Raw genomic sequence first — 20,421 nt, 5'->3', positions numbered from 1 at the left:
GCACACATGAAGATTGTAGTGAACGGGGCCGCCAAAAGGGCATCACGAGGAAACGTAGCGCGGGAAGCACCGAAAACAGAAAACCCGCCAGCTGGCGGGTTTTCCGAAGCATCGCCTGAACGCCGGGGCCGCCTCAGAACGGAATATCGTCGTCGGCGAAGTCGTCCATCGGCGCGGGCTGCTGGGCCGGGGCCTGCCGGCGCGGGGCCTGCTGGGAATATTCCTGCCGCTGCGGGCGCTGCGGGCGGTCCATGCCGCCACCGCCACCGCCGCCTTCGCCGCGCCCACCCAGCATCTGCATTTCATCGGCGATGATGTCGGTGGAGTACTTCTCCACGCCGTCCTGGCCGGTGTACTTGTCATAGCGGAGCGAGCCTTCCACATACACCTGGCTGCCCTTGCGCAGGTACTCGCCGGCGATTTCGCCCAGCTTGCCGAAGAACACCACGCGGTGCCATTCGGTGCGTTCCTGCTGGTTGCCGTCGCGGTCCTTGCGGACGCTGGTGGTGGCCAGGCTGATCCGGGTGATGGCCATGCCTCCCTGGGTGTACTTGGTTTCGGGGTCGTTGCCGAGATTGCCGACCAGGATGACTTTGTTGATGCCGCGGGCCATAGCGCTGATTTCCGTTAGTGATCGCCCGCCGGACGCGGGCATGGACCAGTGAAGTATACCCATGCCGGCCTGACCATCAGGTGGCTCCGTGACGTCCTGTAGGAATTCCCCGTCCCGCCCGCCTTATAATTCAGGCACTTCCCTGCCCGATTTCCCATGTCCGTCGTCGAATCCCCGCGTTCCGCCCTGGCCCTGCCCCAGATCCAGTCCCTCGCCGCGGCGGACATGGCCGCCATCGACGCCCTGATCCGGCGCCGGCTGGCCTCGGACGTGGTGCTGATCAACCAGATCGCGGACCACATCGTCTCGGCCGGCGGCAAGCGCCTGCGCCCGATGCTGGTGGCGCTGGCCGGGCGGGCCACCGGCGCGATCGGGCCGGATCACCACCAGTTGGCCGCCATCATCGAGTTCATCCATACCTCCACCCTGCTCCACGACGACGTGGTGGACGAGTCGGACCTGCGCCGTGGCCGCAGTACCGCCAACGCGCTGTGGGGCAACGCGCCCAGCGTGCTGGTCGGCGACTTCCTGTATTCGCGCAGCTTCCAGCTGATGGTGGAACTGGACCGCATGGACGTGATGCGGATCCTGGCCGACACCACCAACCGCATCGCCGAAGGCGAAGTGCTGCAGTTGCTGCACGTGCACAACCCCGATACCGACGAAGCCGCCTACCTGCGCGTCATCGAGCGCAAGACGGCGGTGCTGTTCGCCGCCGGTACCCAGTTGGGCGCGCTGGCGTCGCGGGTCGACGCCGCGACCCAGCAGCGCCTCTACGACTACGGCATGAACCTCGGCTATGCCTTCCAGATCGCCGACGACGTGCTGGACTACACCGCCGACGCCACCGACCTGGGCAAGAACCTGGGCGACGATCTGGCCGAAGGCAAGGCGACCCTGCCGCTGATCCACGCCATCCGTCATTCGGATGCCGCGACCACCGCCCGCCTGCGCGTGATCGTGCAGGAAGGCGACGCCGCGGCGATGCCGGAAGTGCTGGCGGCCATCCACGCGACCGGCGGGCTGGAATACAGCCAGCGGCGCGCACGCGAATACGCCGACGCCGCCGAGCGCTGCCTGGACGGCCTGGCCGAAAACGAAGCCGTCGCCGCATTGCGCGGCCTAGCCCGCTACGCGGTCGAACGCAGCCACTGATGCCGTTCGCCACGCACGAGCGGGAACGGCTGCTGGCCGCGCACGGCGTGGGGCCTACCGTGATCGCGCGACTGGAACAGATCGGCTACCACACCCTCGCCGATCTGGCCCAGGCCACGCCCACGGACATCAACGCGCAGATTGCGGCGATGCTGGGCACCACCTGCTGGCGCAACAGCCCGCAGGCGCGCACCGCGATCGCCAACGCGATCGCGGTGGCACAGGCTCAGTCGCCGAACACTTCCTCGAAGAAGTCATCCATCATCCGATAGGCGCGCTTGGCCGCGCGCGCGTTGTAGACGCATCCCGGCGGCCGGTTGGCATTCTCCAGCGCGAAGCAGTGCACCGCGCCGCTGAAGTTGACGAACTGCCAGTCGGCGCCCGCCTCGTTCATTTCCTTCTCGAACGCCGCGATGTGCGGTGCGGTGCCACGATCCTCGGCGCCATTCAGGACCAGGATCGGCGACTTCACCATACCCGCCTTTGCCGGCGATTGCGTGTCCAGGCCGCCGTGGAAGCTCACCACGCCGGAGACCGCGGCGCCACCGCGAGCCAGTTCCAGCACCGACGAGCCACCGAAGCAGAAACCGAACGCACCGATTTTCGCGGCATCCACGGGTGCCTTGCCGGCCTGCCCCTTCAGCGCCGCGAGCGCCGCGTCCATGCGCGCGCGCATCGTCGCCGGATCCGCGTACAGCGGCTTGACCTGGGCCAATGCCTGGTCCGGGTTCTGCGGCCGCACACCCTTGCCGTACATGTCGACCACCAGCACCACGTAGTCGTCGCCGGCGACCTGCTTGGCCTTGGCCACCGCATCGTCGGTCACGCCCAGCCAATCCGGCACCATCAGCAGGCCGGGACGCTGTTCCTTGCTGGCGTCGTCGTAGACCAGGAAACCGGAAAAGGTCTGCTTGCCGACTTTCCATTCCAGCGGTTTGGCCTGCGGCGCGGCAAGCAGCGGGAATACCCACAACGCGGCCAGCAGGGCCGCCAGTACGGACAACGGACGCATGACAGTTCCTTGCGAGGAAAGACCGGCGGAGTGTACGCCGGTCCGGGCGCCGCGAGTGTGCAGTGGCGGACCTGTTGTACTCAGGCGATGCCGATGCCGGGAATCGCCGAAATCAGCGCCGGGTCGAACCCGGCCAGCTCGGCGAAATGACGCCCGCGCGCCACGTAGTCGCGATACGGACCGTAGCTGGGGGCGCCCGGCGACAGCAGGATGACGCCGGGCGCGGACAGATGCGCGCGCGCCTTCGCCATCGCATCCGGCAGGCTTTCCGCCGCCAGCAGGACGAAGCGGCCCGCCGCCGCGAGCGGCGCCAGCAACGCGTGGATGCGTGGCCCGTTGGCACCCATGGTGACGATCACCCGTGGGGCGTCGTGCTCCATGCGGGCGGCGAATCCTTCCCACTCCAGGCCGCGGTCATGGCCACCGACCAGCAGCGCGATCGGCATGCCGGCGAAGCATTCCAGCGCCGCCAGGCTCGCGTGCGGCGTGGTGCTGATCGAGTCGTTAACATAGGTGTAGCCATCCCGTTCGCCCAGGGTCTGCAGGCGATTGGGCAACGGCCGGAAGTCCCGCGCCGCCGCGGCGACCTCGGCGCCATCGACGCCCACCGCTTCCAGCGCCGTCAGCACCGCGCACAGGTTGCTGCGGTTGTGCCGGCCGGGCACCGGCACCGAGGTGGTATCCATCACCCGCTGCTCGCCGCGGTACAGATCGTCGCCGCGCAGATGCCAGCCCCGCGGCGTGTTGAACCAGTGGATCTCGCTGTGCGGCAGCGACAGTGTGGCCAGTTGCGGATCGGTCGCGTTGAGCACGGCCACGCGCGGATGCGCGCGGGTCACCAGGGCCAGCTTGTCCTCGACATAGCGCGCCTGGCTGCCATGCCAGTCCAGATGCTCCGGAAACAGGTTCAGCACCACCGCCACGTCCGGACGCGCCCCGCTGGCGGCGACATCGCCGGTCTGGTAGCTGGACAGTTCGATGGCCCAGTACTCCGGCGCCGGCCGCGGTTCCAGCACTTCCAGCAGCGGCAGGCCGATGTTGCCGGCCAGCGCGGTGCGATGTCCGGCCGCGCGCAACAGGTGGGCCAGCAATGACGTGGTGGTGCTCTTGCCCTTGGTGCCGGTCACACAGAGGGTATGCGCGGCGACACCGTCGGCGCCGGCATGTTCGGCGAACCACAGCGCGGTACCGCCGATGAAGCGGGTGCCCCGCGCGGCGGCGGCGAGTGCCTCGGGCTTGTTGGGGCTGATGCCCGGCGACTTCACCACGATCTCGAAGGCGGACAGCGCGTCCGCATCGATCGTGGTGACGATGCGCAGTTGCCCGTCGCCGAGCGCGGCGGCGTCATCGGCCTCGCCCGTGCCGCAGAACAGCGTCAGTGGCAGCGCGGGCAGTCGCGCGCGAATCGCGTCATGCGCGGCGCGGCCTTCCCGGCCCCAGCCCCACAACGCGACCCGGCGTCCCTCAAGCTGCGAAATTCGCACGCAGTCGCTCCCACAGCGCGGCGGGGATGCGGTGTTCGCCCCCCACTTCCAGCAGCGGCGCGATCGCCAGTTCGGCCGGATCCAGCTGTGGCCGGATTTCGCGGTTGAAACGCGCCACCAGCGCGTCCTCGCGCCATTCCGGGCGTTCGCCCAGCGCGGCCATCGCCGCGCGCGATTCCTGGCCTTCGCCGACGCATTCGAACGGCTTGTGGTCCTGGTATTCCAGCAGCGCGTCGAAGCCGCCGATCTGGCCCGGGTCATCCAGCAGGTTGCGGCCGAAGATGCCGACCAGGCGCGGCTTGGGCATGAACGGTGCCAGCGCCAGGAACACGAAGTGGCACTTCGGGCAGACGCCGCACCAGCGGTTCACCGGGCGCTCGCCGAGGATGTGGAAGTTGCGGTTGCAACTGGAGAAATGCGCGTCGTAATGATCGGTGCGGGCGAACTGCCGCGCCACCGCCAGTTCGGACAGCGGCCGCAACAGCGAGTAGTAGTGCAGGTCCGCGGCCACGTGCCGCTGCACGTAGTCGCCCAGCAACTGCTCGCAGCGCCAGCCCTTGGACCACTGGTGGTTCACTTCGCCGGTGCCGGGGATGACGCTGCCGTAGCTGGCCGATCGCTCATTGGAGAACACCACCTGGTCGGCGTCCCGCAGCAGCGCCGCCAGCACCATGATCGCCGAATTGATCGCGGTGACCGGGATATGGCCGTTCCAGGCGCCCTGCCGGTTGTACTCGAACAGTTCCGGCGCCAGCGCGCGCCCCAGGTTGAAGGTCGGCAGACCGGTGCGCGACGCGCAGGCGGCGATCAGCTGCGAACCACCCACCCAGGTGACGGTCTGCCCGACGCCCGCGCCGCGCAACGCCTCGATGCTGACCAGCGAATCCTTGCCGCCGCCGATCGCGACCAGCGCGTGCTGGCGCAGGCCCAGCGCCGGTGCGGGCGCATCCGGCTCGGTCTTGCCGATCGGAAAGCGCACCCGACCATGCAGGTCCAAGCCGTTGCGGTAGGCGAACTCGCCCAGTCCATTGACGTAGATCTCTTCCATCATCGCCGCGGTATCGGCGTCGATGGCGTAGTCGTCGATGCGGATTTCCGGCGGCACCGCGGCCTTGTAGTAACTCACGCCGGTCAGCAGGTGCAGCAGCCGCAGCGCCTGCTGCGCGGCCTGCGCCCGTTGCGTGTCCAACGTGAAGGGGGCGCCGGGGAAAGTGACGGTCTCGATCAGTTCGGGACCGTCGTCGAAAGCGTAGACCAGGCACGCGATGCCGGTTTCCGGATCGAGGGAACAGCGGACGAACCGGAAACAGCGGATGGAGGAACGATCGAAATTGCTCATGCGGAACCTGTGGTGACGGCCGCCTGCCGGCGCAGGTAACGGCGGCTGACGAAGTATTCGAGGATGAAAGCGGGCACCGCGCCCAGCACGATGGCGAACACGGTGAACAGCAGCATGGTCAGCGGCAGCCAGGACAGGCTGTCTTCCACCGGTGCCGGGCTGGCCGCCCAGAGCTGGTCGCCGGCGGAGACGGCGGCGACCCACGCACCCAGCAAAAGCGGGAACGCCAGATAGGACAACAGCAACGTGCGCAGGGTCATGCCCCCAGCCGACCAGCGCCGCTGGCGCGCCAGTGCGCGGCGATGCCAGGCCGTGGTGCCCAACGCCCCCAGCAACGCGGCGAAGAACGCCGCTGGCGCCCACTTCAGTGCCTCCAGCGCTCCGGCCGGCCATTGCGAGAGGTTCCACTGGTGGAGCATCGCCACGAAGGCGACGATCGCCAGCACCAGCGCGATGGCCGCCGTGGTCAGCACGAACTCAGCGCGCGGTTTCATCGCCCACGGCCTCGTCAAGCACTTCCTCCGCCGGCAGATCGCGGAGGTTGTAGGTGTTGGCCATCGAGAAGCCGTAGGCACCGGCATCAGCGAACACCAGCACGTCGCCCTCGGCGGTCGCCGCCGGCAGGCGCCGGCGCTTGCCGAACACGTCGCTGGACTCGCAGATCGGGCCGACCACGTCGAAGCTGTCCTCCAGCGTGTCGCCCAGCCGGCTCAGATTGGCCACGTCGTGCCAGGCGTCGTACAGCGCCGGGCGGATCAGCGCGTTCATGCCGGCGTCCGCGCCAACCCTGCGGATGCCCTGCTTCTCCACCACCTGGGTGACATGGGTCAGCAGCGCCCCCGATTCGGCCACCAGGTAGCGGCCCGGTTCGATGATCAGCTGATAGGCGGGATACGCGGCCTTGATTTCGGCCAGCCCGGTCGCCCAGGACTCCAGATCGAAGGGCTCGTCCTCGGCCGCGTAAGGAATCGGCAATCCGCCGCCGATGTCGATGCTTTCGATGGTGCCGATCTGATCGGCCAGCCCGCCCAGCTCGTCGCTGACCTGCTTCCAGTGCAACGGCGTCTCCACTCCGCTGCCCAGGTGCGCATGCAGGCCGACGATGCGGATGTCGAGCGCGCGCGCGGCGGCGAGGAACTCGTCCAGGCGCGCCAGTGGCAAGCCGAACTTGGAGGTCTTGCCGCCGGTCTTGACCTTGTCGTGGTGACCGTCGCCTCGCCCCAGATCGATGCGCACCCACAGCCTGTGGCCGCGGAACACCTCGGGCCAGTTCCGCAGCGCCTCGACGTTGTCGAGGGTGACGATGACGCCGCGCGACAGCGCGAATTCGTATTCCCGGCGCGGCGCGAAGCTGGGGGTGAACAGCACGTTCTGCGGCGCCAGCGAAGGCACTTCCGCGAACACGCGCTCCAGTTCGCCCTGCGACACGCATTCCAGGCCGAAGCCCTCGCCGGCGATCGCGCGCAGTACGGCCGGATGCGAGTTGGCCTTGATCGCATAGAAGCGGCGATCGATGGCGGCGATGCCGGCCAGCGCGCGGGCGCGCGCCCGCACGGTCGGCAGGTGGTAGACGTAGCGCGGGGTGCCGACGCCGGCGAGCGACAGCAGGCGTTCGCGTTCCTTCGGCGCCTGCCACCACGGCATGCCGCGGCGGCGGATCGCGCCGTTGATCTCGCGCCAGCTCGGACCGAACACACTGGTCTCGTCGGTCGGCATCGCGCCGCTGTCGATCAGCGCCGCGTGCAGCACCGGCAACATGCCGTCGGCGGTGGCCTCGTCGATGACGAAGGTCAGGTTGAGGTCGTTGGACGATTGCGAAATCAGGTGCACGCGTTCGCGGCCGAACATCGCCCACACATCCGACAGCTTGTGCAGCAGCGAGCGCATGCCGCGGCCGACCAGGGTGATCGCGGTGCACGGCGCGATCACCTTGACCCGGCACACTTCGGCCAGATCCGCCGACAGCGCCGCCAGCACGTCGGTGCTGACCAGGTTCTCGCTGGGATCCAGCGACACGGTGACGTTGGTTTCCGACGAACCGATCAGGTCCACCGACAGGCCATGCTTCTTGAAGCGCGCGAACACGTCGGCCAGGAAGCCGACCTGCTGCCACATGCCGATGCCTTCCATCGACACCAGCACGATGCCGTTGCGCCGGCTCACCGCCTTCACGCCGGGCACCGTCGCGGCCTTGTCGTCGATGCTGGTACCCGGCAGATCCGGACGCTCGGTGTCCAGGATCGCCATCGGCACGCCGGCGTTGCGGCACGGCTTGATCGAGCGCGGATGCAGGACCTTGGCGCCGGTGGTGGCGATTTCCTGCGCTTCGTAATAGTCCAGCCGGGTCAGCAGGCGCGCATCCGGCACTTCGCGCGGGTTGGCGCTGAACATGCCGGGCACGTCGGTCCAGATTTCCACCCGGCGCGCGCCCAGCAGCGCGCCGAAGTAGGCCGCCGAGGTATCCGAGCCGCCGCGGCCCAGGATCGCGGTGCCGCCATCGCCGTGACGGGCGATGAAGCCCTGGGTCAGCAGCATCGCGCAGTCCTGGGCGGCAAAGGCGCGCCGCCAGTCCTGGTCCGGCGCGGTCGCGCAGGACACCGACAGGCGCTGCGCCCACGCGCTCTGGTTGGGCAGGATGCTGGCCTGCAACCAGTGGCGTGCGTCCATCCAGCCGAAGTCCAGTCCCTGCGATTTCAGGTAGGCCGCGCCCAGCGTGGAGGACAGCAATTCGCCCTGCGCCATCACCTCGGCCTGCCAGTCGAGGCTGCGGGCCGCGACGCGCGAATCGGCCAGCAAATCGCGCAACGCCGCCAGCCGGGTACCGAGCACCGCGTCGGCGTCCAGTTCCAGTTCGACGGCGAATTCGCGGTGGCGCTGCTCCAGTTTCTCGACACGCTCGGCGCTGTCGGCCGCGCCATCGGCAATCGCGGTCAGCTCGTTGGTGACGCCGGACAGCGCCGACACCACCACCAGCACGCGCGCGCCCTGCTCGTCCGCCCGTTTTTTCGCCAGCCGGCCAATCGTGTCCCAACGATGACGACGGGACACCGAAGTGCCACCGAACTTGAGGACGATCCAGGGATCAGGCGCGATAGGGGCGGAGGGCATGGATAGAATGGCGGGGAAATGCCCGAAACATTCGGGCGTGAACCCTCGATTCTAGCCGAACGCCCCGCCGAATTTGGCCCGGACCGGCACCGAAGGACAGCGACCCATGCGCCCTCGCCGCTACCTGCAGCTCGACGTCTTCGCCGACCGCCCCGGTGCCGGCAATCCGCTGGGGGTGGTGCTGGACGCGGCCGATCTGGACACCGCGGCCATGCAGGCGTTCGCGGCCTGGACCCGGCTGTCCAAAACCATCTTCTTCCTGCCGCCGACGTCGGCCGAGGCCGACTACCGCATCCGCATCTTCACCCCGCGCCGGGAACTGCCGTTCGCCGGCCATCCCAGCATCGGCGCGGCCTGGGCGGCGCTGGAGACCGGGCTGGCGCCGGAAACCGGCGCGCTGGTGCAGGAATGCGAGGCCGGCCTGCTGCCGGTGTCGGTGGAAGGCCGTGGCGCCGACCGGCTGGTGCGGTTGCGCGCGCCGGCGGCGCGTCCGCAGCCGGTATCCGCACCGGCGCGCGACCTGCTTGCCGCGGTGCTCGCGCAGCTCCCGCTCGGCCCCCTGCCCGCCGCGCTCTGGAACAACGGTCCGGCATGGTGGCTGGTGGAACTGGAGGATGCCGACGCGGTCCGCGCGCTGGTGCCCGACCTTTCCGCCATCGACGCACTGAGCCGGGCCAGCGGCGCGATCGGCCTGGCGGTGTTCGGCCTGGCGGTGTTCGGCCAGGCTGCGACGAATCAGGCCGCAACGGATCAGGCCGCAATGGATCAGAAGCACGCGCTCGCCGTGCGTGCGTTCTGTCCGGCCGACGACATACCGGAGGATCCGGTGACCGGCAGCGCGAACGCCGCCATCGGCGCGTTGCTGCACGCCGCGGGCCGCTTTCCGGGCCTGCACGGCCGCTACATCGCCAGCCAGGGCCGCGAACTGGGACGCGACGGGCGGGTCACGGTGGAGCTCGACGCCACCGGCGACATCTGGATCGGGGGGCAGGTGCAGGCGGTCATCGCCGGCAGCGCGACTTGGTAAGCTGCGCGCCCCCACCGAGATTCCCCCGATGACCCTTCGCCGCTACGTCCAACTGGACGTTTTCGCCGACCGCCCCGGCGCCGGCAATCCGCTCGCCGTGGTCCTGGACGCCGAGGGCCTGGACGACGACGCCATGCAGGCGATCGCCCGCTGGACCCGCCTGCCGGAAACCACCTTCGTGTTTCCCGCCCCGTCGGCGGAAGCCAGCTACGGCCTGCGCATCTTCAGTCCGCGCCGCGAGGTGCCGTTCGCCGGCCACCCCAGCGTGGGTACCGCACACGTGGTGCTGGAAGCGGGCCTGGCGGAGCCGCGCGAGGGCGTGCTGGTGCAGGAAGGCATCGCTGGCCGCCTGCCGCTGCGGGTGGATGGCGAGGGCCACGGGCGCAGCATCGCCGTGCGCACTCCGCGCGCCAGCGTGCTGAAAGCCGGCGAACCGGCCAACGATCCGTTATTGCAGGCGGCGCTCGCCACGCTGCCCGCCGGTGCGCTGCCTCCCGCGCTGGTCGACGGCGGCCGCCGCTGGTGGCTGGCCGAGGTTCGCGACGAACAGACGCTGCGCACGGCCGCGCCCGACTGGAACGCGATCGCCACGCTGGCCAAGGCCACCGACAGCATGGGCGTATGCGCCTACGCGCGCGCCGACGCAGGCCAGGACTACGACCTGGTGGTGCGCGCCTTCGTCGGCGCGCCGGCGGTGTTCGAGGACGCCGCGTCCGGCGCCGCCAATGCGACCCTGGCCGCCTGGTTGGCCGAACGCGGCGCGCTGCCCGCCGGACGCACCCGCTATACCGTCAGCCAGGGCCGCGAGGTCGGCCACGATGCCCGCCTGCAGCTGCACGTGGACGAGCATGGCGACGTCTGGTCCGGCGGTCACGTCCGCACGGTGGTCAGCGGCACGCTGGACTGGTGATCGGAGCCCCCTGCACCGCATCGTTCCGGCAAACGGGATGAGTCCGGCAAAGTAAAGACGGCAGCACGCGCCACTCGCGTGCTGCCGCCGGTTTCAGCGCGCCTCGTAAACCGGTTTGCCGTCCACCCAGGTGGAACGGATATGCAACTCGTCCAGCTGCGCGGCCGGCACCGCCAGCGGATCCTCGTCGAGGATCACGAAATCCGCGCGCAACCCCGGCGCCAATTGGCCCACTTCCTTCTCGTCGCGTCCCGCCCAGGCGGCATCGGCGGTGAACCCACGCACCGCCTCGGCGGCGCTGAGCCGCTGATCCGGCTGCCATCCACCGGGCGGCTGGCCGTCGCGATCCTGGCGGGTCACCGCCGCATACAGGCCCAGCCGCGGATCCACCGATTCCACCGGGAAATCCGAACCCAGCGCGAGCCGCGCGCCGCTATGCAGGAACCGCTGCCAGGCGTAGGCGCCGAGGATGCGCTGCGGGCCGACCCGGTCCTCCGCCCAGGGCATGTCGGAGGTCGCATGGGTCGGTTGCATCGAGGCGATCACGCCCAGCCTGGCGAACCGCGGGATGTCCTCCGGCGCGACGATCTGCGAGTGTTCGATACGCCAGCGGTGATCCGAGCCGGCGCCATCACCCAGCACCTTCTGGTAGGTGTCCAGCACGATCCGGTTGCCGCGATCGCCGATCGCGTGGGTCGCCACCTGCACGTCGCATCCGCGCGCCTTGCGCACCGCGGTTTCGTAGCTCGCGGGATCGGTGACCAGCAGGCCGCGATTGCCGTGATCATCGCTGTATTCCTCCAGCATGGCCGCGCCCCGGCTGCCCAGCGCACCGTCGATGTACAGCTTCACTCCACGCATTTCCAGACGTCCGCCGGAGTGGCGGTAGAGTCCGTTGGCGCACAGATCCGCCAGCGCGTTTCCGTCACCGTCGGCATAGGCGTCCACCCTCAGCGGGAGGCGGCCCTGATCGGCGAAGCGCTTGAACAGGGCCAGATCCTCGCGCGACACGCCCATGTCGTGCACGCCGGTCAGGCCATGCCGCACCGCCGCATCGAACGCCTTGGCGGCCGCCTGCTCGCGGGTCGCGTCATCGGCGGGAGGAATCACCGCGTACACCAGTCCCATCGCGCCATCGACGAATACGCCGTTCGGCTTGCCGCCGGCGCGCTCGATGCGGCCGCCATCCGGTTGCCAATCCCCTTCCAGCGACCTGGCGGATTTCGCCGCCACCGCGCGCAATGCAGCCGAATTCGCCCAGCCGGCATGCCCGTCCACGCGTTCCAGCCAAACCGGGCGTTCCGGGAACGCGGCATCCAGATCCGCGGCGGTCGGGAACCGCTTCTCGGGCCAGTCGTTCTGATCCCAGCCACCGCCCAGCAACCAGGCGTCCTTCGGCAATTGCGACGCGTAGGCGCGCAGGCGTTCCACGATTTCCTGCTTGCTGCGGGTACCGGTCAGGTCCGCGCGCATGAGCGCGAAGCCCAGCCCCATCAGGTGGCCATGCGCATCGATGAGTCCCGGAATCACCGTCTTGCCGGCGGCCTCGACGCGCTCGGCCTGTGGGTACTTCGCGCGCAGTTCCGCCGCATTACCCAACGCCAGCAACCGCCCCGCCGAATCCCAGGCCATGGCCTGGACCTGCGGCCGCCGCGGATCGGAGGTATGGATGCGATCGGCGGTCAGCACGGTAACCTCCGCCGCCAGTCCCGCTCCGGACATCGCACCCAACACCATCGCCAGCAAGCATCTGCGCATTCCCCGCTCCCGTGTGTTTGAACCCGGGCGACTATGCGTTCGATGGCCGGTGCGTTCAAGCGCCGGAAAACGGAAAGGGCCCCGCGGGGCCCCTTCGCGTGATGCGCCGGCTTACTCCGGCCGCACGTCCACCCTGACCCGGATCCGATCACCGGGGTGGTAGCTGGTGCGGGTGTGATAAGTGCGATTGGCGTATTCGTAAGTCACGTCGTAACCGGTGACCCGGCCATCGCCGCTGTAGCCGTCGTAACCGTTGTAACCACCATTGACCGGCTCGGGATCGCAGACCCGGACCGTGCCGCGCCGTGCCTGGCGGTTGCGCTGGGTGTTGTCGTAGATCGAACGCCCGGCCATCCCGCCGACCATCGAGCCCACCGCGGTACCCACGTAGCGGCCGCTGCCGTCGCCGATCTTGCTGCCGAGCACGGCACCGGCGATGCCGCCGATCACGGTGGCCACGGTGCGGCCGGTGTCGGTGCCGCGGTAGCGATCGTCGCCATAGCGGTCATCGCGATAACGATCATCGTCGCCGTAGTAACCATCGTTCCGGTAGCCGCCGTCGTCATGGACATACTGGTCGTCCGCGTCGCGGTAATAGCAACGCTGCGAGGTGCTGACGGTGCGGCCGCCGTAGCGATCGCCTTCGATGATCGGATCCACCCGGACGACCCTGGCGTAGTCATACTCGGCGGTGGAATAGCGATCTCCGTAGCCGCCGGAATAGGACTGCGCCGAGGCGGTGCCGGAAGCCAGCAGGCCGAACGCCAGCAGGGATGTGGAAAGGCGGTTCATGTGGAGCTCCCCACGCCGGGATGGCGTGCGCGCATCGTCGATTCGGACGGGTGAAAACAGACTGAACTCAAACGGTCGCGGCGGCGGCGTTTAGCCATTCGACAGCTTGCCGCGCGGCCCGCGGCGCGTCCCGGCCCATCAGCGGCGCCAGATGGTCGCCGCCCAGTTCGACGAACGCGCCGCCGGCCTGCCCGGCCAATCGCCGTACCGCCTGCGCGGGAACGTCCCCGTCCCGCCGCGAGGCCATGAACAGCGCCGGGCAGTCCGGCATCGGAATCTCGATGCCGGACTGGGCCGCGCGCAGCACCGCGCCGGATTCGTCGCGCCAGCGTCGCAGCGCGTACAGGATCGAGGCGGGATCGGATTCGGGCATCGCCCGACGCGTGGAAGCCAGCCGCGCGTGCCGCCGCCAGGCCACCCGCGCGGGCCATTCGCGGGCCGGCAACGCCGTGTGCAACGGTGCCGGCGGCAACGGATTGATCGCGACAAGCGCGTCGGCCTCCGCCGCCGCCTGCAACGCGAGCAGGCCGCCCATGCTCGCCCCGACCAGCACGCGCGGGCGCGGCAATGCCGCCAGCCATGCCGCGGCCTGCCGTCGATAGTCTTCCCATTCCGTCGCCTCGAGTCCGGCATCCGCCGGCTGCAGATCCGGCGCGTTCACGGCGATGCCCTGCGCGCGCCAGATGCCGCTCCAGAGGTTCCATTCCCAGCCACCGCCGCCCGCGCCGTGCAGGAACAACGCGCTCCAGGCCGACGCGCCCCGCTCAGGCAAGCAGGGTCGCTTCCATCGACACCGGCACCGCCAGCGCGCGCGAGATCAGGCAACCCGCCTTGGCCTGGTTCGCGATGTCATCGAACTGGGCGCCGCTGATGCCGGGTACGCGGGCCGACACGATCAGCTTGATGCCGGTGATGGTCGGTCCCGGATCCATGCCCGGCTCCATCGTCGCCTCGGCGCGGGTCTGGATGATCTCCGGGGTGAATCCGGCCTTCCCCAGCACCGCCGACAGCGCCATGCTGAAACAGCCCGCGTGCGCCGCCGCCAGAAGTTCTTCCGGATTGGTGCCCTTCTCGTCGCCGAAGCGGGTCTTGAACGAATAGTTCTGGGCGTCGAAAAGCCCGCTCTGCGGCGTGCTGATGTTGCCCTTGCCGGCCTGCAGGTCGCCCTTCCACACCGCGTCCGCGTAACGTTTCAAAGCCATGGCTGTCGCTCCTCGTCCAGGGGGAGCCCGGAGCTTACACCCGCGCGCGTGTAGCGCCGGTTGCGCGTTGCGACTTGACCCCGCCGCCGGTGCGTCCGATGCTGGCTCCCCGCCATGACCGCCCGCCGAGCGCACGCTCACGGGTCGCGCCGGCCCGGACAGCCATGACGGCCCTTCGACCCAACTCCCGGGAGGAACGGCCTCATGTCGTACAGCACACCCCAAATCCGCAACGTGGCCCTGGCAGGCCACCCTGGCGCCGGCAAAACAACGCTTTTCGAAGCCCTGCTGCATGCCGGCGGCACCCTCCAGACGGCAGGCACCATCGAGCGCGGCACCACCGTGTCCGATCACGATCCCATCGAAAAGGCCCGCGGCCACTCCATCGACACCGCCATCGCCAGCACCGACCATCTCGCGGCCTCCGGCGAACGCATCCATCTCAACCTGATCGACACGCCCGGCTATCCGGAATTCCGCGGCCCGGCGCTGTCGGCGCTGTCGGCGGTGGAAACCGCGCTGATCGTCGTCGATGCCGACACCGGCGTGGCCCACGGCACCCGCCGCCTGATGGAACGCGCCCGCCAGCGCAATCTGTGCCGGGCCATCGTGGTGAACAAGATCGACCACGAAGGCGCCGACTGCGCGCGCGTGCTGGCCGATTTGCGCGAATCCTTCGGCCCGGAAGTGCTGCCGCTCAATCTGCCGGCCGACGCCGGCCAAAAGGTGGTGGACTGCTTTGGCCATGCCCAGGGCGATTCCGATCTGGGTCCGGTGGCCGACTGGCACCAGAAGATCATCGACCAGGTGGTGGAGATCAACGAAACCGTGATGGAACACTTCCTGGATGCCGGCGAAGGCGGTCTGTCCGGCGCGGAACTGCACGACGCGTTCGAGCAGTGCCTGCGCGAGGGGCATCTGGTGCCGGTCTGCTTCGTGTCCGCGCGCACCGGGGTCGGCGTGCCCGAACTGCTGGATGTGGCCGAGCGCCTGTTCCCGCATCCGGGCGAGGGCAATCCGCCGCCGTTCCAGCGCACCAACGGCGCCGGCACCGAAGCGGTGCGGGCGCAGCCGGATCCGCAGGCGCATGTCATCGCCGACGTGTTCAAGATCGTCAACGATCCCTTCGTCGGCAAGCTGGGCATCTTCCGGGTCTACCAGGGCACGGTGAAGAAAGAGGGCTCGCTGTTCGTCGACGACGGCAAGAAGGCGTTCAAGGTCGCGCACCTGTTCAAGCTCAAGGGCAAGGACCACGCCGAAATCGACCAGGCCGTTCCCGGCGACATCGCCGCCGTTCCCAAGATCGAGGAACTGCATTTCGACGCCGTGCTCCACGACAGCCACGACGAGGACCACATCCACCTGGCGCCGGTGGATTTCCCCCGGCCGATGTTCGGCCTGGCCATCGAAGCGGCCAGCAAGGGCCAGGAGCAGAAACTGTCCACCGCCCTGCAGAAGCTGGCCGAGGAGGATCCGGCCTTCGTCGTCGAGCATTCGGCCGAGCTCAACGAGACGGTCATCCGCGGCCTGTCGGATCTGCATCTGCGGGTGATGCTGGAGCGGCTCAAGGATCGCCATGGCGTCGAGGTGAAGACCCGGCCGCCGCGCATCGCCTACCGCGAAACCATTTCCGCGAAGGCGGACGGCCACTACCGGCACAAGAAGCAGACCGGTGGCGCCGGCCAGTTCGGCGAGGTGTCGCTGCGGGTTGAACCGCTGGCGCGCGGCCAGGGCTTCGAGTTCGTGGACGAGGTCAAGGGCGGCACCATCCCCGGCCAGTTCATGCCCGCGGTGGAAAAGGGCGTGCGCCAGGTGCTCGCCAGCGGCGCCGTGGCCGGCTATCCCCTGCAGGACCTGCGCGTGGTGATCCTGGATGGCAAGCACCATCCGGTGGACAGCAAGGAGGTCGCGTTCGTCGCCGCCGGCAAGAAGGCCTTCCTGGATGCCATCGGCAAGGCGCGTCCGCAGGTGCTGGAGCCGGTGGTGGACCTGGAGGTCGCCGCGCCGGAAGCCCAGGTCGGCGACATCACCGGCGGGCTTTCCAGCAAGCGCGCGCGGATCAATGGCACCGATACGGTGCGCGGGGAAATCGTCGTCCGGGCGCAGGTGCCGCTCTCCGAACTCGACGGCTACGCAGCGGAACTGAAATCGGTGACCGCCGGCAGGGGTCGCTACAACCTGGATTTCAGCCACTACGAACCGGTGCCGGCCAACGTCCAGCAGAAGCTGGCCGAGGCCTACAAGCCCAAACCCGAGGACGACTGAGTGCCGCAGCGGGGCGGATCGCCAACGACGATCCGCCCGCCCGTCCACCCGCATCCGCACCGCCACCGCCACGTTCGTTGGCTGTTTCCAGGGCGGATTCCACGCTTCCCATCGCGCCATCCGCCGGAAACCGCAAAAAAAAGCGGTGAATTTGCACTTTGCTACTTGTGCGACGCGTTTTCTTTGTCCTACATTGCGCCTGCCGACGCGGTCGGCCCGATTACCCACCTACAGACTGTAAAAACAGGACACTTATGGCAAAGAGCACCAAGAAGGCAGCGCCGAAAAAGGCCGCCAAGAAAGCCGCACCGAAGGCCGCTGCCAAGCCGGCAGCCCCGAAGCCGATCAAGGAAGCGCTGAGCAAGTCCGGCCTGGTCGCCCACATCGCTGAAGCCACCGCCGTGGCTGCGAAGGACGTGCGCGCCGTGCTGGCTTCGCTGGAAAGCGCCGTGCACGCCTCCATCAGCAAGAAGGGCGCTGGCTCCTTCACCCTGCCGGGCCTGCTGAAGATCAGCGCCATCAACGTGCCGGCCAAGCCGAAGCGCAAGGGCATCAACCCGTTCACCAAGGAAGAGCAGTGGTTCGCCGCCAAGCCCGCCTCGGTGAAGGTGAAGGTCCGTCCGCTCAAGAAGCTGAAGGACGCCGCGGCCTGATCCAGGCGCGACACCCGCATCGAAAAACGGGACGGCCCAGCCGTCCCGTTTTTTTTTGCCCGGCGGCGTCCCCACTGTCGCCAACCCCATGCGACGGGCTGACGCCGGCTCCGCCCTGCCATCGGTCATGCTTGCGCCGCGCGCCGATCATCCCCATTGCAGGGGAGTCATTCCCTTTCCGCACAACCGAGGATCGTCCCGCATGAAGATTCAAGGCTTCCTGGAGCAGCTGCTCAAATCCCAGACCGGCGGCAGCCTGCTCAATGCCGACTTCGGCAAGGGCGCGGTGGCCGGCGGCGCGTTGGGCCTGCTGCTCGGCAAGAACCGCAAGACCCGCAAGCTGGCCACCTATGGCGGCCTGGCCGCGATCGGCGTGATGGCCTACCAGGCCTACCGCGACCACCAGCAGCAGACCGCGGCCACCGCCACCGAACCACGCACCGTCGATCGCCTGCCGCCGCCGCAGGCCGAGCAGCACAGCCAGGCCATCCTGCGGGCGCTGATTGCCGCCGCCAAGGCCGACGGCCACGTCGATGATCGCGAGCGCGCCGTGATCGAAGGCGAGTTCCGCCGTATCGGCGACGATGCCGAACTGCAACGCTGGCTGCAGGCGGAACTGCAGAAGCCGCTGGATCCGGCCGAGGTCGCGCAGGCCGGCGAGACCCCGGAAGTGGCGTCGGAGATGTACCTGGCCAGCCTGATGGTGGTCGACGAACAGAACTTCATGGAACGCGCCTACCTGGACGAACTGGCGCGGCAACTGAAGCTGGATGCCGACCTGAAGAACCGCCTGGAGCGCCAACTGGCGGAACAGGCCGCACGCGCCTGACATGCACGTGCCGCCCTCGCCCCACCGCCATCGCGCGCGTCGCGTCCTCGTCGTGCTGGCGGTGGCGGCACTGCTGGCCTGGCTGGCGGCGTGGTCGTGGCGGCAACCCTTCCTGTTGCCGCTGCGCACCCTTTGGGAACTGTCGCGCCTGCCCGCGTCCACCTCGTTGCCGGTGCCGGTGCATGGCGTGTCCGCGCGCGACATCGCGGCCACGTTTGGCGCTCCGCGCGGCAACGATCGCCAGCATGCCGGCGTGGACATTTTCGCGCGCCGGGGAACGCCGGTGCTCAGCAGCACCCGCGGCGTGATCACTACCATCCGCGACGGCGGCCTGGGCGGTCGCCAGGTCTGGGTGCTGGGGCCGGGAATGGAACGCTACTACTACGCCCACCTGGACGACTGGGCCCCCGGCCTGGCCAGCGGCGACGTGGTGGCGGCCGGGACGCCGCTGGGCACGGTGGGCACCACCGGCAACGCGAAGGGCACGCCACCACACCTGCATTTCGGCATCTATGCCCGCGACGGCGCACGGGATCCGCTGCCCAGGCTGCGCGCCGGCGCGGTATCGGGACGACGCTGAATCCGCGGCCCGGCGGAACACTCCATCGCGGCCGCGGGCCTCGTGCCGGCACCGGGGCGCGCCTATCTTGCCCCTGTCTCCCCGCGGTGCCCCTTCCATGGCCAATCGTCCCCAACGCTATCGCATCACCGTCACGCCCGTGGAGGCGGACGGCCTGCCCTGCACCAGCCGGTGCACCATTGAATTCGAGCATCACTGCCACGACGACTGGATGCGGGTGCTGGAGAACGTGCAGCGGCTCCGCGGCTTCACCGGCGACGAGCGCACCGCGCTGGTGATCGGCGCCAAGCTGCTCGGTGGCCTGATGGCCGACCACCGCAACGATCAGGACGATCTGTTCGCTTCCCTGCGGCCGCATGTCGAGGTGTTCCTGCAGGACCTGAAGCAGCGCGCGCCCGGTTGACTGAAGATTGCCGCCACCGGTTAGCCGGCGGACAGAATCCCCGCGTTATCGTGCAATGACTCCCTTTTTCATGGATCCCGGCAACGCATGACTCCACGCTTCCGCCCGCTGGCGTCGACCGCCCTGCTCGGCCTGCTGTTGCTGCTGGCCGGCTGCGGCACCATGAACGCCGTCACCGGTTTCTTCGGCGATCAGATCAGCTTCACCGAACCCCAGTTGCAAAAACGGCTCGACCGCAGCTTCCCGCGCGAGTTCGACAAGCTCGGCGGACTGGTGTCGGCCACGCTGAGCCATCCCCGCCTGTCGCTGGCCGGTGGCGACGATCGCCTGCGGCTGGATTTCGACATCGGCGTCAGCGCGATTGGCGCGGGCGACGTCGCCCGCGGGCGCTTCGCCGTCGCCAGCCGCCTGCGTTACGACCCGGCCACCCAGGGCCTGCATCTGGACACCCCGGAACTGCTGAGCGTGGATCTGCCCGGTTCCGGCAGCGTCATGAAGGGCGGCACCCGCGAACTCATCAACGCGGTGCTGGTCGAATACGCGCGCCAGGAACCGATATACCGCATCGACAGCGACGTGCTGGATCGCCTGCCGCGCGGCAAGCACATCGGTGCGACCCTCATCGAAAACGGAAAAATCGTGGTGAAACTGGATGGAAACTGATACCCGCACCCTGCGCCGATTGCGGCGCTCCCGTCGCCTGCTGGCCGCCGCGCTCGCCGCCAGCACGGCCGCACTGCCCTTCCCCGCGTGGCTCGCGCATGCCGAACCGGCCGCCGCCATCGCGGCGGACAGCCTGACCCTCACCCCCGCGCAGTTGCAGAGCGCTGCCGAACCGGCGTTTCCGCGCAAGGAGACCTGGCTGGGTGGTCTGGCACGCCTGACCCTCAGCCGGCCGGTGATCGCCATTCCGGCCGGCGGCGATCGCATCCAGATGGATCTCGACTACGACGCTTCGCTGGCCGGCAGCGGCAACCGGCAGGGACGCTTCCGGGTTGCCAGCGGACTGCGTTATGACCCGGCCACCCAGGGCCTGCACCTGGAGCGCCCGGAACTGATGGATCTGCAGGCGGATGGCCAGGGCAAGCCGATGGACGCGCAGACCCGCGAGATGATCAACGGCCTGCTGGAGCAATACGCGCAGGACGAACCGATTTATCGGCTCGACGCCGAGGCGCTGGCGCAAATCCCCGGCACCCTCTCGTCCGATGCCATCCGCATCCAGGACGGGCAGGTCCACCTGCGTCTGGGCCAGTGAACGCGAAGCGGCGGGGCGGCCCGCCGCTTCGGA

21 protein-coding genes are annotated in these 20,421 nt (G+C 68.9%); 11 read left to right on the top strand and 10 right to left on the bottom strand.

Annotated features, from left to right (window positions below; all coding sequences use genetic code 11):
* Nucleotides 1-133 precede the first annotated feature (133 nt).
* Entirely contained in the window at nt 134-613 is a 480-nt protein-coding gene (locus tag IB228_RS01890) for a single-stranded DNA-binding protein (RefSeq protein WP_192197413.1), read from the bottom strand.
* Nucleotides 614-769: 156 nt separating this feature from the next.
* Here IB228_RS01890 and IB228_RS01885 point away from each other — a divergent pair, with 156 nt between their 5' ends.
* A complete protein-coding gene (locus IB228_RS01885) occupies nt 770-1,768 on the top strand; it encodes a polyprenyl synthetase family protein (RefSeq protein WP_192197412.1) in 999 nt (332 codons plus the stop codon).
* On the top strand, nt 1,768-2,040 hold the full coding sequence (locus tag IB228_RS01880; RefSeq protein ID WP_192197411.1) for a helix-hairpin-helix domain-containing protein: 273 nt from the start codon (nt 1,768-1,770) through the stop codon (nt 2,038-2,040). Before IB228_RS01885 ends, IB228_RS01880 begins: the two co-directional genes overlap by 1 nt.
* Here the strand turns inward: IB228_RS01880 and IB228_RS01875 are convergent.
* From IB228_RS01875 to IB228_RS01855, 5 genes are all read right to left on the bottom strand, one after another.
* Entirely contained in the window at nt 1,995-2,780 is a 786-nt protein-coding gene (locus IB228_RS01875) for a dienelactone hydrolase family protein (RefSeq protein WP_192197410.1), read from the bottom strand. The genes IB228_RS01880 and IB228_RS01875 overlap by 46 nt on opposite strands.
* Before the next feature lie 80 nt (nt 2,781-2,860).
* Nucleotides 2,861-4,264, bottom strand: a complete 1,404-nt coding sequence (gene murD, locus IB228_RS01870; RefSeq protein ID WP_192197409.1) for a UDP-N-acetylmuramoyl-L-alanine--D-glutamate ligase — start codon at nt 4,262-4,264, stop codon at nt 2,861-2,863.
* Complete coding sequence (gene murL / locus IB228_RS01865) at nt 4,245-5,603, bottom strand: UDP-N-acetyl-alpha-D-muramoyl-L-alanyl-L-glutamate epimerase (RefSeq protein ID WP_192197408.1); 1,359 nt, start codon at nt 5,601-5,603, stop codon at nt 4,245-4,247. The genes murD and murL overlap by 20 nt, the downstream gene beginning before the upstream one ends.
* Complete coding sequence (locus IB228_RS01860) at nt 5,600-6,097, bottom strand: hypothetical protein (RefSeq protein WP_192197407.1); 498 nt, start codon at nt 6,095-6,097, stop codon at nt 5,600-5,602. The genes murL and IB228_RS01860 overlap by 4 nt, the downstream gene beginning before the upstream one ends.
* A complete protein-coding gene (locus IB228_RS01855; RefSeq protein WP_192197406.1) occupies nt 6,081-8,711 on the bottom strand; it encodes a bifunctional aspartate kinase/diaminopimelate decarboxylase in 2,631 nt (876 codons plus the stop codon). The genes IB228_RS01860 and IB228_RS01855 overlap by 17 nt, the downstream gene beginning before the upstream one ends.
* Before the next feature lie 106 nt (nt 8,712-8,817).
* Here IB228_RS01855 and IB228_RS01850 point away from each other — a divergent pair, with 106 nt between their 5' ends.
* Both IB228_RS01850 and IB228_RS01845 read left to right on the top strand, forming a co-directional pair.
* Nucleotides 8,818-9,738, top strand: coding sequence for a PhzF family phenazine biosynthesis protein (locus tag IB228_RS01850; RefSeq protein ID WP_192197405.1), 921 nt, complete (start codon nt 8,818-8,820; stop codon nt 9,736-9,738).
* A 28-nt stretch (nt 9,739-9,766) separates the two neighbouring features.
* Nucleotides 9,767-10,648, top strand: coding sequence for a PhzF family phenazine biosynthesis protein (locus tag IB228_RS01845; RefSeq protein WP_192197404.1), 882 nt, complete (start codon nt 9,767-9,769; stop codon nt 10,646-10,648).
* 93 nt (nt 10,649-10,741) lie between these two features.
* Here the strand turns inward: IB228_RS01845 and IB228_RS01840 are convergent, their stop codons facing one another.
* The 4 genes from IB228_RS01840 to IB228_RS01825 all read right to left on the bottom strand — a co-directional run bounded on the left by IB228_RS01840 (nt 10,742) and on the right by IB228_RS01825 (nt 14,400).
* A complete protein-coding gene (locus IB228_RS01840) occupies nt 10,742-12,406 on the bottom strand; it encodes an amidohydrolase (protein ID WP_192197403.1) in 1,665 nt (554 codons plus the stop codon).
* 111 nt (nt 12,407-12,517) lie between these two features.
* Nucleotides 12,518-13,198, bottom strand: coding sequence for a glycine zipper 2TM domain-containing protein (locus IB228_RS01835; protein ID WP_192197402.1), 681 nt, complete (start codon nt 13,196-13,198; stop codon nt 12,518-12,520).
* Between the two features lie 67 nt (nt 13,199-13,265).
* Nucleotides 13,266-13,970: an alpha/beta fold hydrolase gene (locus IB228_RS01830; RefSeq protein ID WP_192197401.1), complete on the bottom strand. Its 705-nt coding sequence runs from the start codon at nt 13,968-13,970 to the stop codon at nt 13,266-13,268.
* Nucleotides 13,963-14,400, bottom strand: coding sequence for an OsmC family protein (locus IB228_RS01825; RefSeq protein ID WP_181444101.1), 438 nt, complete (start codon nt 14,398-14,400; stop codon nt 13,963-13,965). Before IB228_RS01825 ends, IB228_RS01830 begins: the two co-directional genes overlap by 8 nt.
* A gap of 204 nt (nt 14,401-14,604) precedes the next feature.
* Here IB228_RS01825 and fusA point away from each other — a divergent pair, with 204 nt between their 5' ends.
* The 7 genes from fusA to IB228_RS01790 all read left to right on the top strand — a co-directional run bounded on the left by fusA (nt 14,605) and on the right by IB228_RS01790 (nt 20,388).
* Entirely contained in the window at nt 14,605-16,665 is a 2,061-nt protein-coding gene (gene fusA, locus IB228_RS01820) for an elongation factor G (protein WP_183643623.1), read from the top strand.
* A gap of 254 nt (nt 16,666-16,919) precedes the next feature.
* Nucleotides 16,920-17,318 (top strand): HU family DNA-binding protein, encoded by a 399-nt coding sequence (locus IB228_RS01815; RefSeq protein ID WP_141453719.1) that lies wholly within the window; start codon nt 16,920-16,922, stop codon nt 17,316-17,318.
* Between the two features lie 202 nt (nt 17,319-17,520).
* A complete protein-coding gene (locus IB228_RS01810; protein ID WP_192197400.1) occupies nt 17,521-18,147 on the top strand; it encodes a tellurite resistance TerB family protein in 627 nt (208 codons plus the stop codon).
* A 1-nt stretch (nt 18,148) separates the two neighbouring features.
* Nucleotides 18,149-18,727, top strand: a complete 579-nt coding sequence (locus tag IB228_RS01805; RefSeq protein ID WP_192197399.1) for a M23 family metallopeptidase — start codon at nt 18,149-18,151, stop codon at nt 18,725-18,727.
* Between the two features lie 97 nt (nt 18,728-18,824).
* Nucleotides 18,825-19,130 (top strand): DUF3861 domain-containing protein, encoded by a 306-nt coding sequence (locus tag IB228_RS01800; RefSeq protein WP_183643632.1) that lies wholly within the window; start codon nt 18,825-18,827, stop codon nt 19,128-19,130.
* An 87-nt stretch (nt 19,131-19,217) separates the two neighbouring features.
* On the top strand, nt 19,218-19,793 hold the full coding sequence (locus tag IB228_RS01795; RefSeq protein ID WP_192197398.1) for a DUF1439 domain-containing protein: 576 nt from the start codon (nt 19,218-19,220) through the stop codon (nt 19,791-19,793).
* Nucleotides 19,783-20,388, top strand: a complete 606-nt coding sequence (locus IB228_RS01790) for a DUF1439 domain-containing protein (protein WP_192197397.1) — start codon at nt 19,783-19,785, stop codon at nt 20,386-20,388. The genes IB228_RS01795 and IB228_RS01790 overlap by 11 nt, the downstream gene beginning before the upstream one ends.
* The last annotated feature ends 33 nt before the right edge of the window (nt 20,389-20,421 follow it).

Origin of the sequence: Pseudoxanthomonas sp. PXM04 (assembly GCF_014851695.1) — a bacterium.
Lineage (GTDB): Bacteria > Pseudomonadota > Gammaproteobacteria > Xanthomonadales > Xanthomonadaceae > Pseudoxanthomonas_A > Pseudoxanthomonas_A beigongshangi.
Note: the sequence above shows the minus strand (reverse complement) of the source record. Positions and strands in the feature narration are given on the sequence as shown.

What these genes read in the sequence shown, in the direction of transcription:
- IB228_RS01805 (WP_192197399.1), top strand. Translation starts at nt 18,149, where the DNA reads ATGCACGTGCCGCCCTCGCCCCACCGCCATCGCGCGCGTCGCGTCCTC.
- IB228_RS01885 (WP_192197412.1), top strand. Translation starts at nt 770, where the DNA reads ATGTCCGTCGTCGAATCCCCGCGTTCCGCCCTGGCCCTGCCCCAGATC.
- IB228_RS01845 (WP_192197404.1), top strand. Translation starts at nt 9,767, where the DNA reads ATGACCCTTCGCCGCTACGTCCAACTGGACGTTTTCGCCGACCGCCCC.
- IB228_RS01890 (WP_192197413.1), bottom strand. Translation starts at nt 613, where the DNA reads ATGGCCCGCGGCATCAACAAAGTCATCCTGGTCGGCAATCTCGGCAAC.
- IB228_RS01790 (WP_192197397.1), top strand. Translation starts at nt 19,783, where the DNA reads ATGGAAACTGATACCCGCACCCTGCGCCGATTGCGGCGCTCCCGTCGC.
- IB228_RS01800 (WP_183643632.1), top strand. Translation starts at nt 18,825, where the DNA reads ATGGCCAATCGTCCCCAACGCTATCGCATCACCGTCACGCCCGTGGAG.
- IB228_RS01795 (WP_192197398.1), top strand. Translation starts at nt 19,218, where the DNA reads ATGACTCCACGCTTCCGCCCGCTGGCGTCGACCGCCCTGCTCGGCCTG.
- IB228_RS01835 (WP_192197402.1), bottom strand. Translation starts at nt 13,198, where the DNA reads ATGAACCGCCTTTCCACATCCCTGCTGGCGTTCGGCCTGCTGGCTTCC.
- IB228_RS01860 (WP_192197407.1), bottom strand. Translation starts at nt 6,097, where the DNA reads ATGAAACCGCGCGCTGAGTTCGTGCTGACCACGGCGGCCATCGCGCTG.
- murL (WP_192197408.1), bottom strand. Translation starts at nt 5,603, where the DNA reads ATGAGCAATTTCGATCGTTCCTCCATCCGCTGTTTCCGGTTCGTCCGC.
- IB228_RS01825 (WP_181444101.1), bottom strand. Translation starts at nt 14,400, where the DNA reads ATGGCTTTGAAACGTTACGCGGACGCGGTGTGGAAGGGCGACCTGCAG.
- IB228_RS01875 (WP_192197410.1), bottom strand. Translation starts at nt 2,780, where the DNA reads ATGCGTCCGTTGTCCGTACTGGCGGCCCTGCTGGCCGCGTTGTGGGTA.
- IB228_RS01855 (WP_192197406.1), bottom strand. Translation starts at nt 8,711, where the DNA reads ATGCCCTCCGCCCCTATCGCGCCTGATCCCTGGATCGTCCTCAAGTTC.
- IB228_RS01850 (WP_192197405.1), top strand. Translation starts at nt 8,818, where the DNA reads ATGCGCCCTCGCCGCTACCTGCAGCTCGACGTCTTCGCCGACCGCCCC.
- IB228_RS01840 (WP_192197403.1), bottom strand. Translation starts at nt 12,406, where the DNA reads ATGCGCAGATGCTTGCTGGCGATGGTGTTGGGTGCGATGTCCGGAGCG.
- IB228_RS01810 (WP_192197400.1), top strand. Translation starts at nt 17,521, where the DNA reads ATGAAGATTCAAGGCTTCCTGGAGCAGCTGCTCAAATCCCAGACCGGC.
- IB228_RS01880 (WP_192197411.1), top strand. Translation starts at nt 1,768, where the DNA reads ATGCCGTTCGCCACGCACGAGCGGGAACGGCTGCTGGCCGCGCACGGC.
- IB228_RS01815 (WP_141453719.1), top strand. Translation starts at nt 16,920, where the DNA reads ATGGCAAAGAGCACCAAGAAGGCAGCGCCGAAAAAGGCCGCCAAGAAA.
- fusA (WP_183643623.1), top strand. Translation starts at nt 14,605, where the DNA reads ATGTCGTACAGCACACCCCAAATCCGCAACGTGGCCCTGGCAGGCCAC.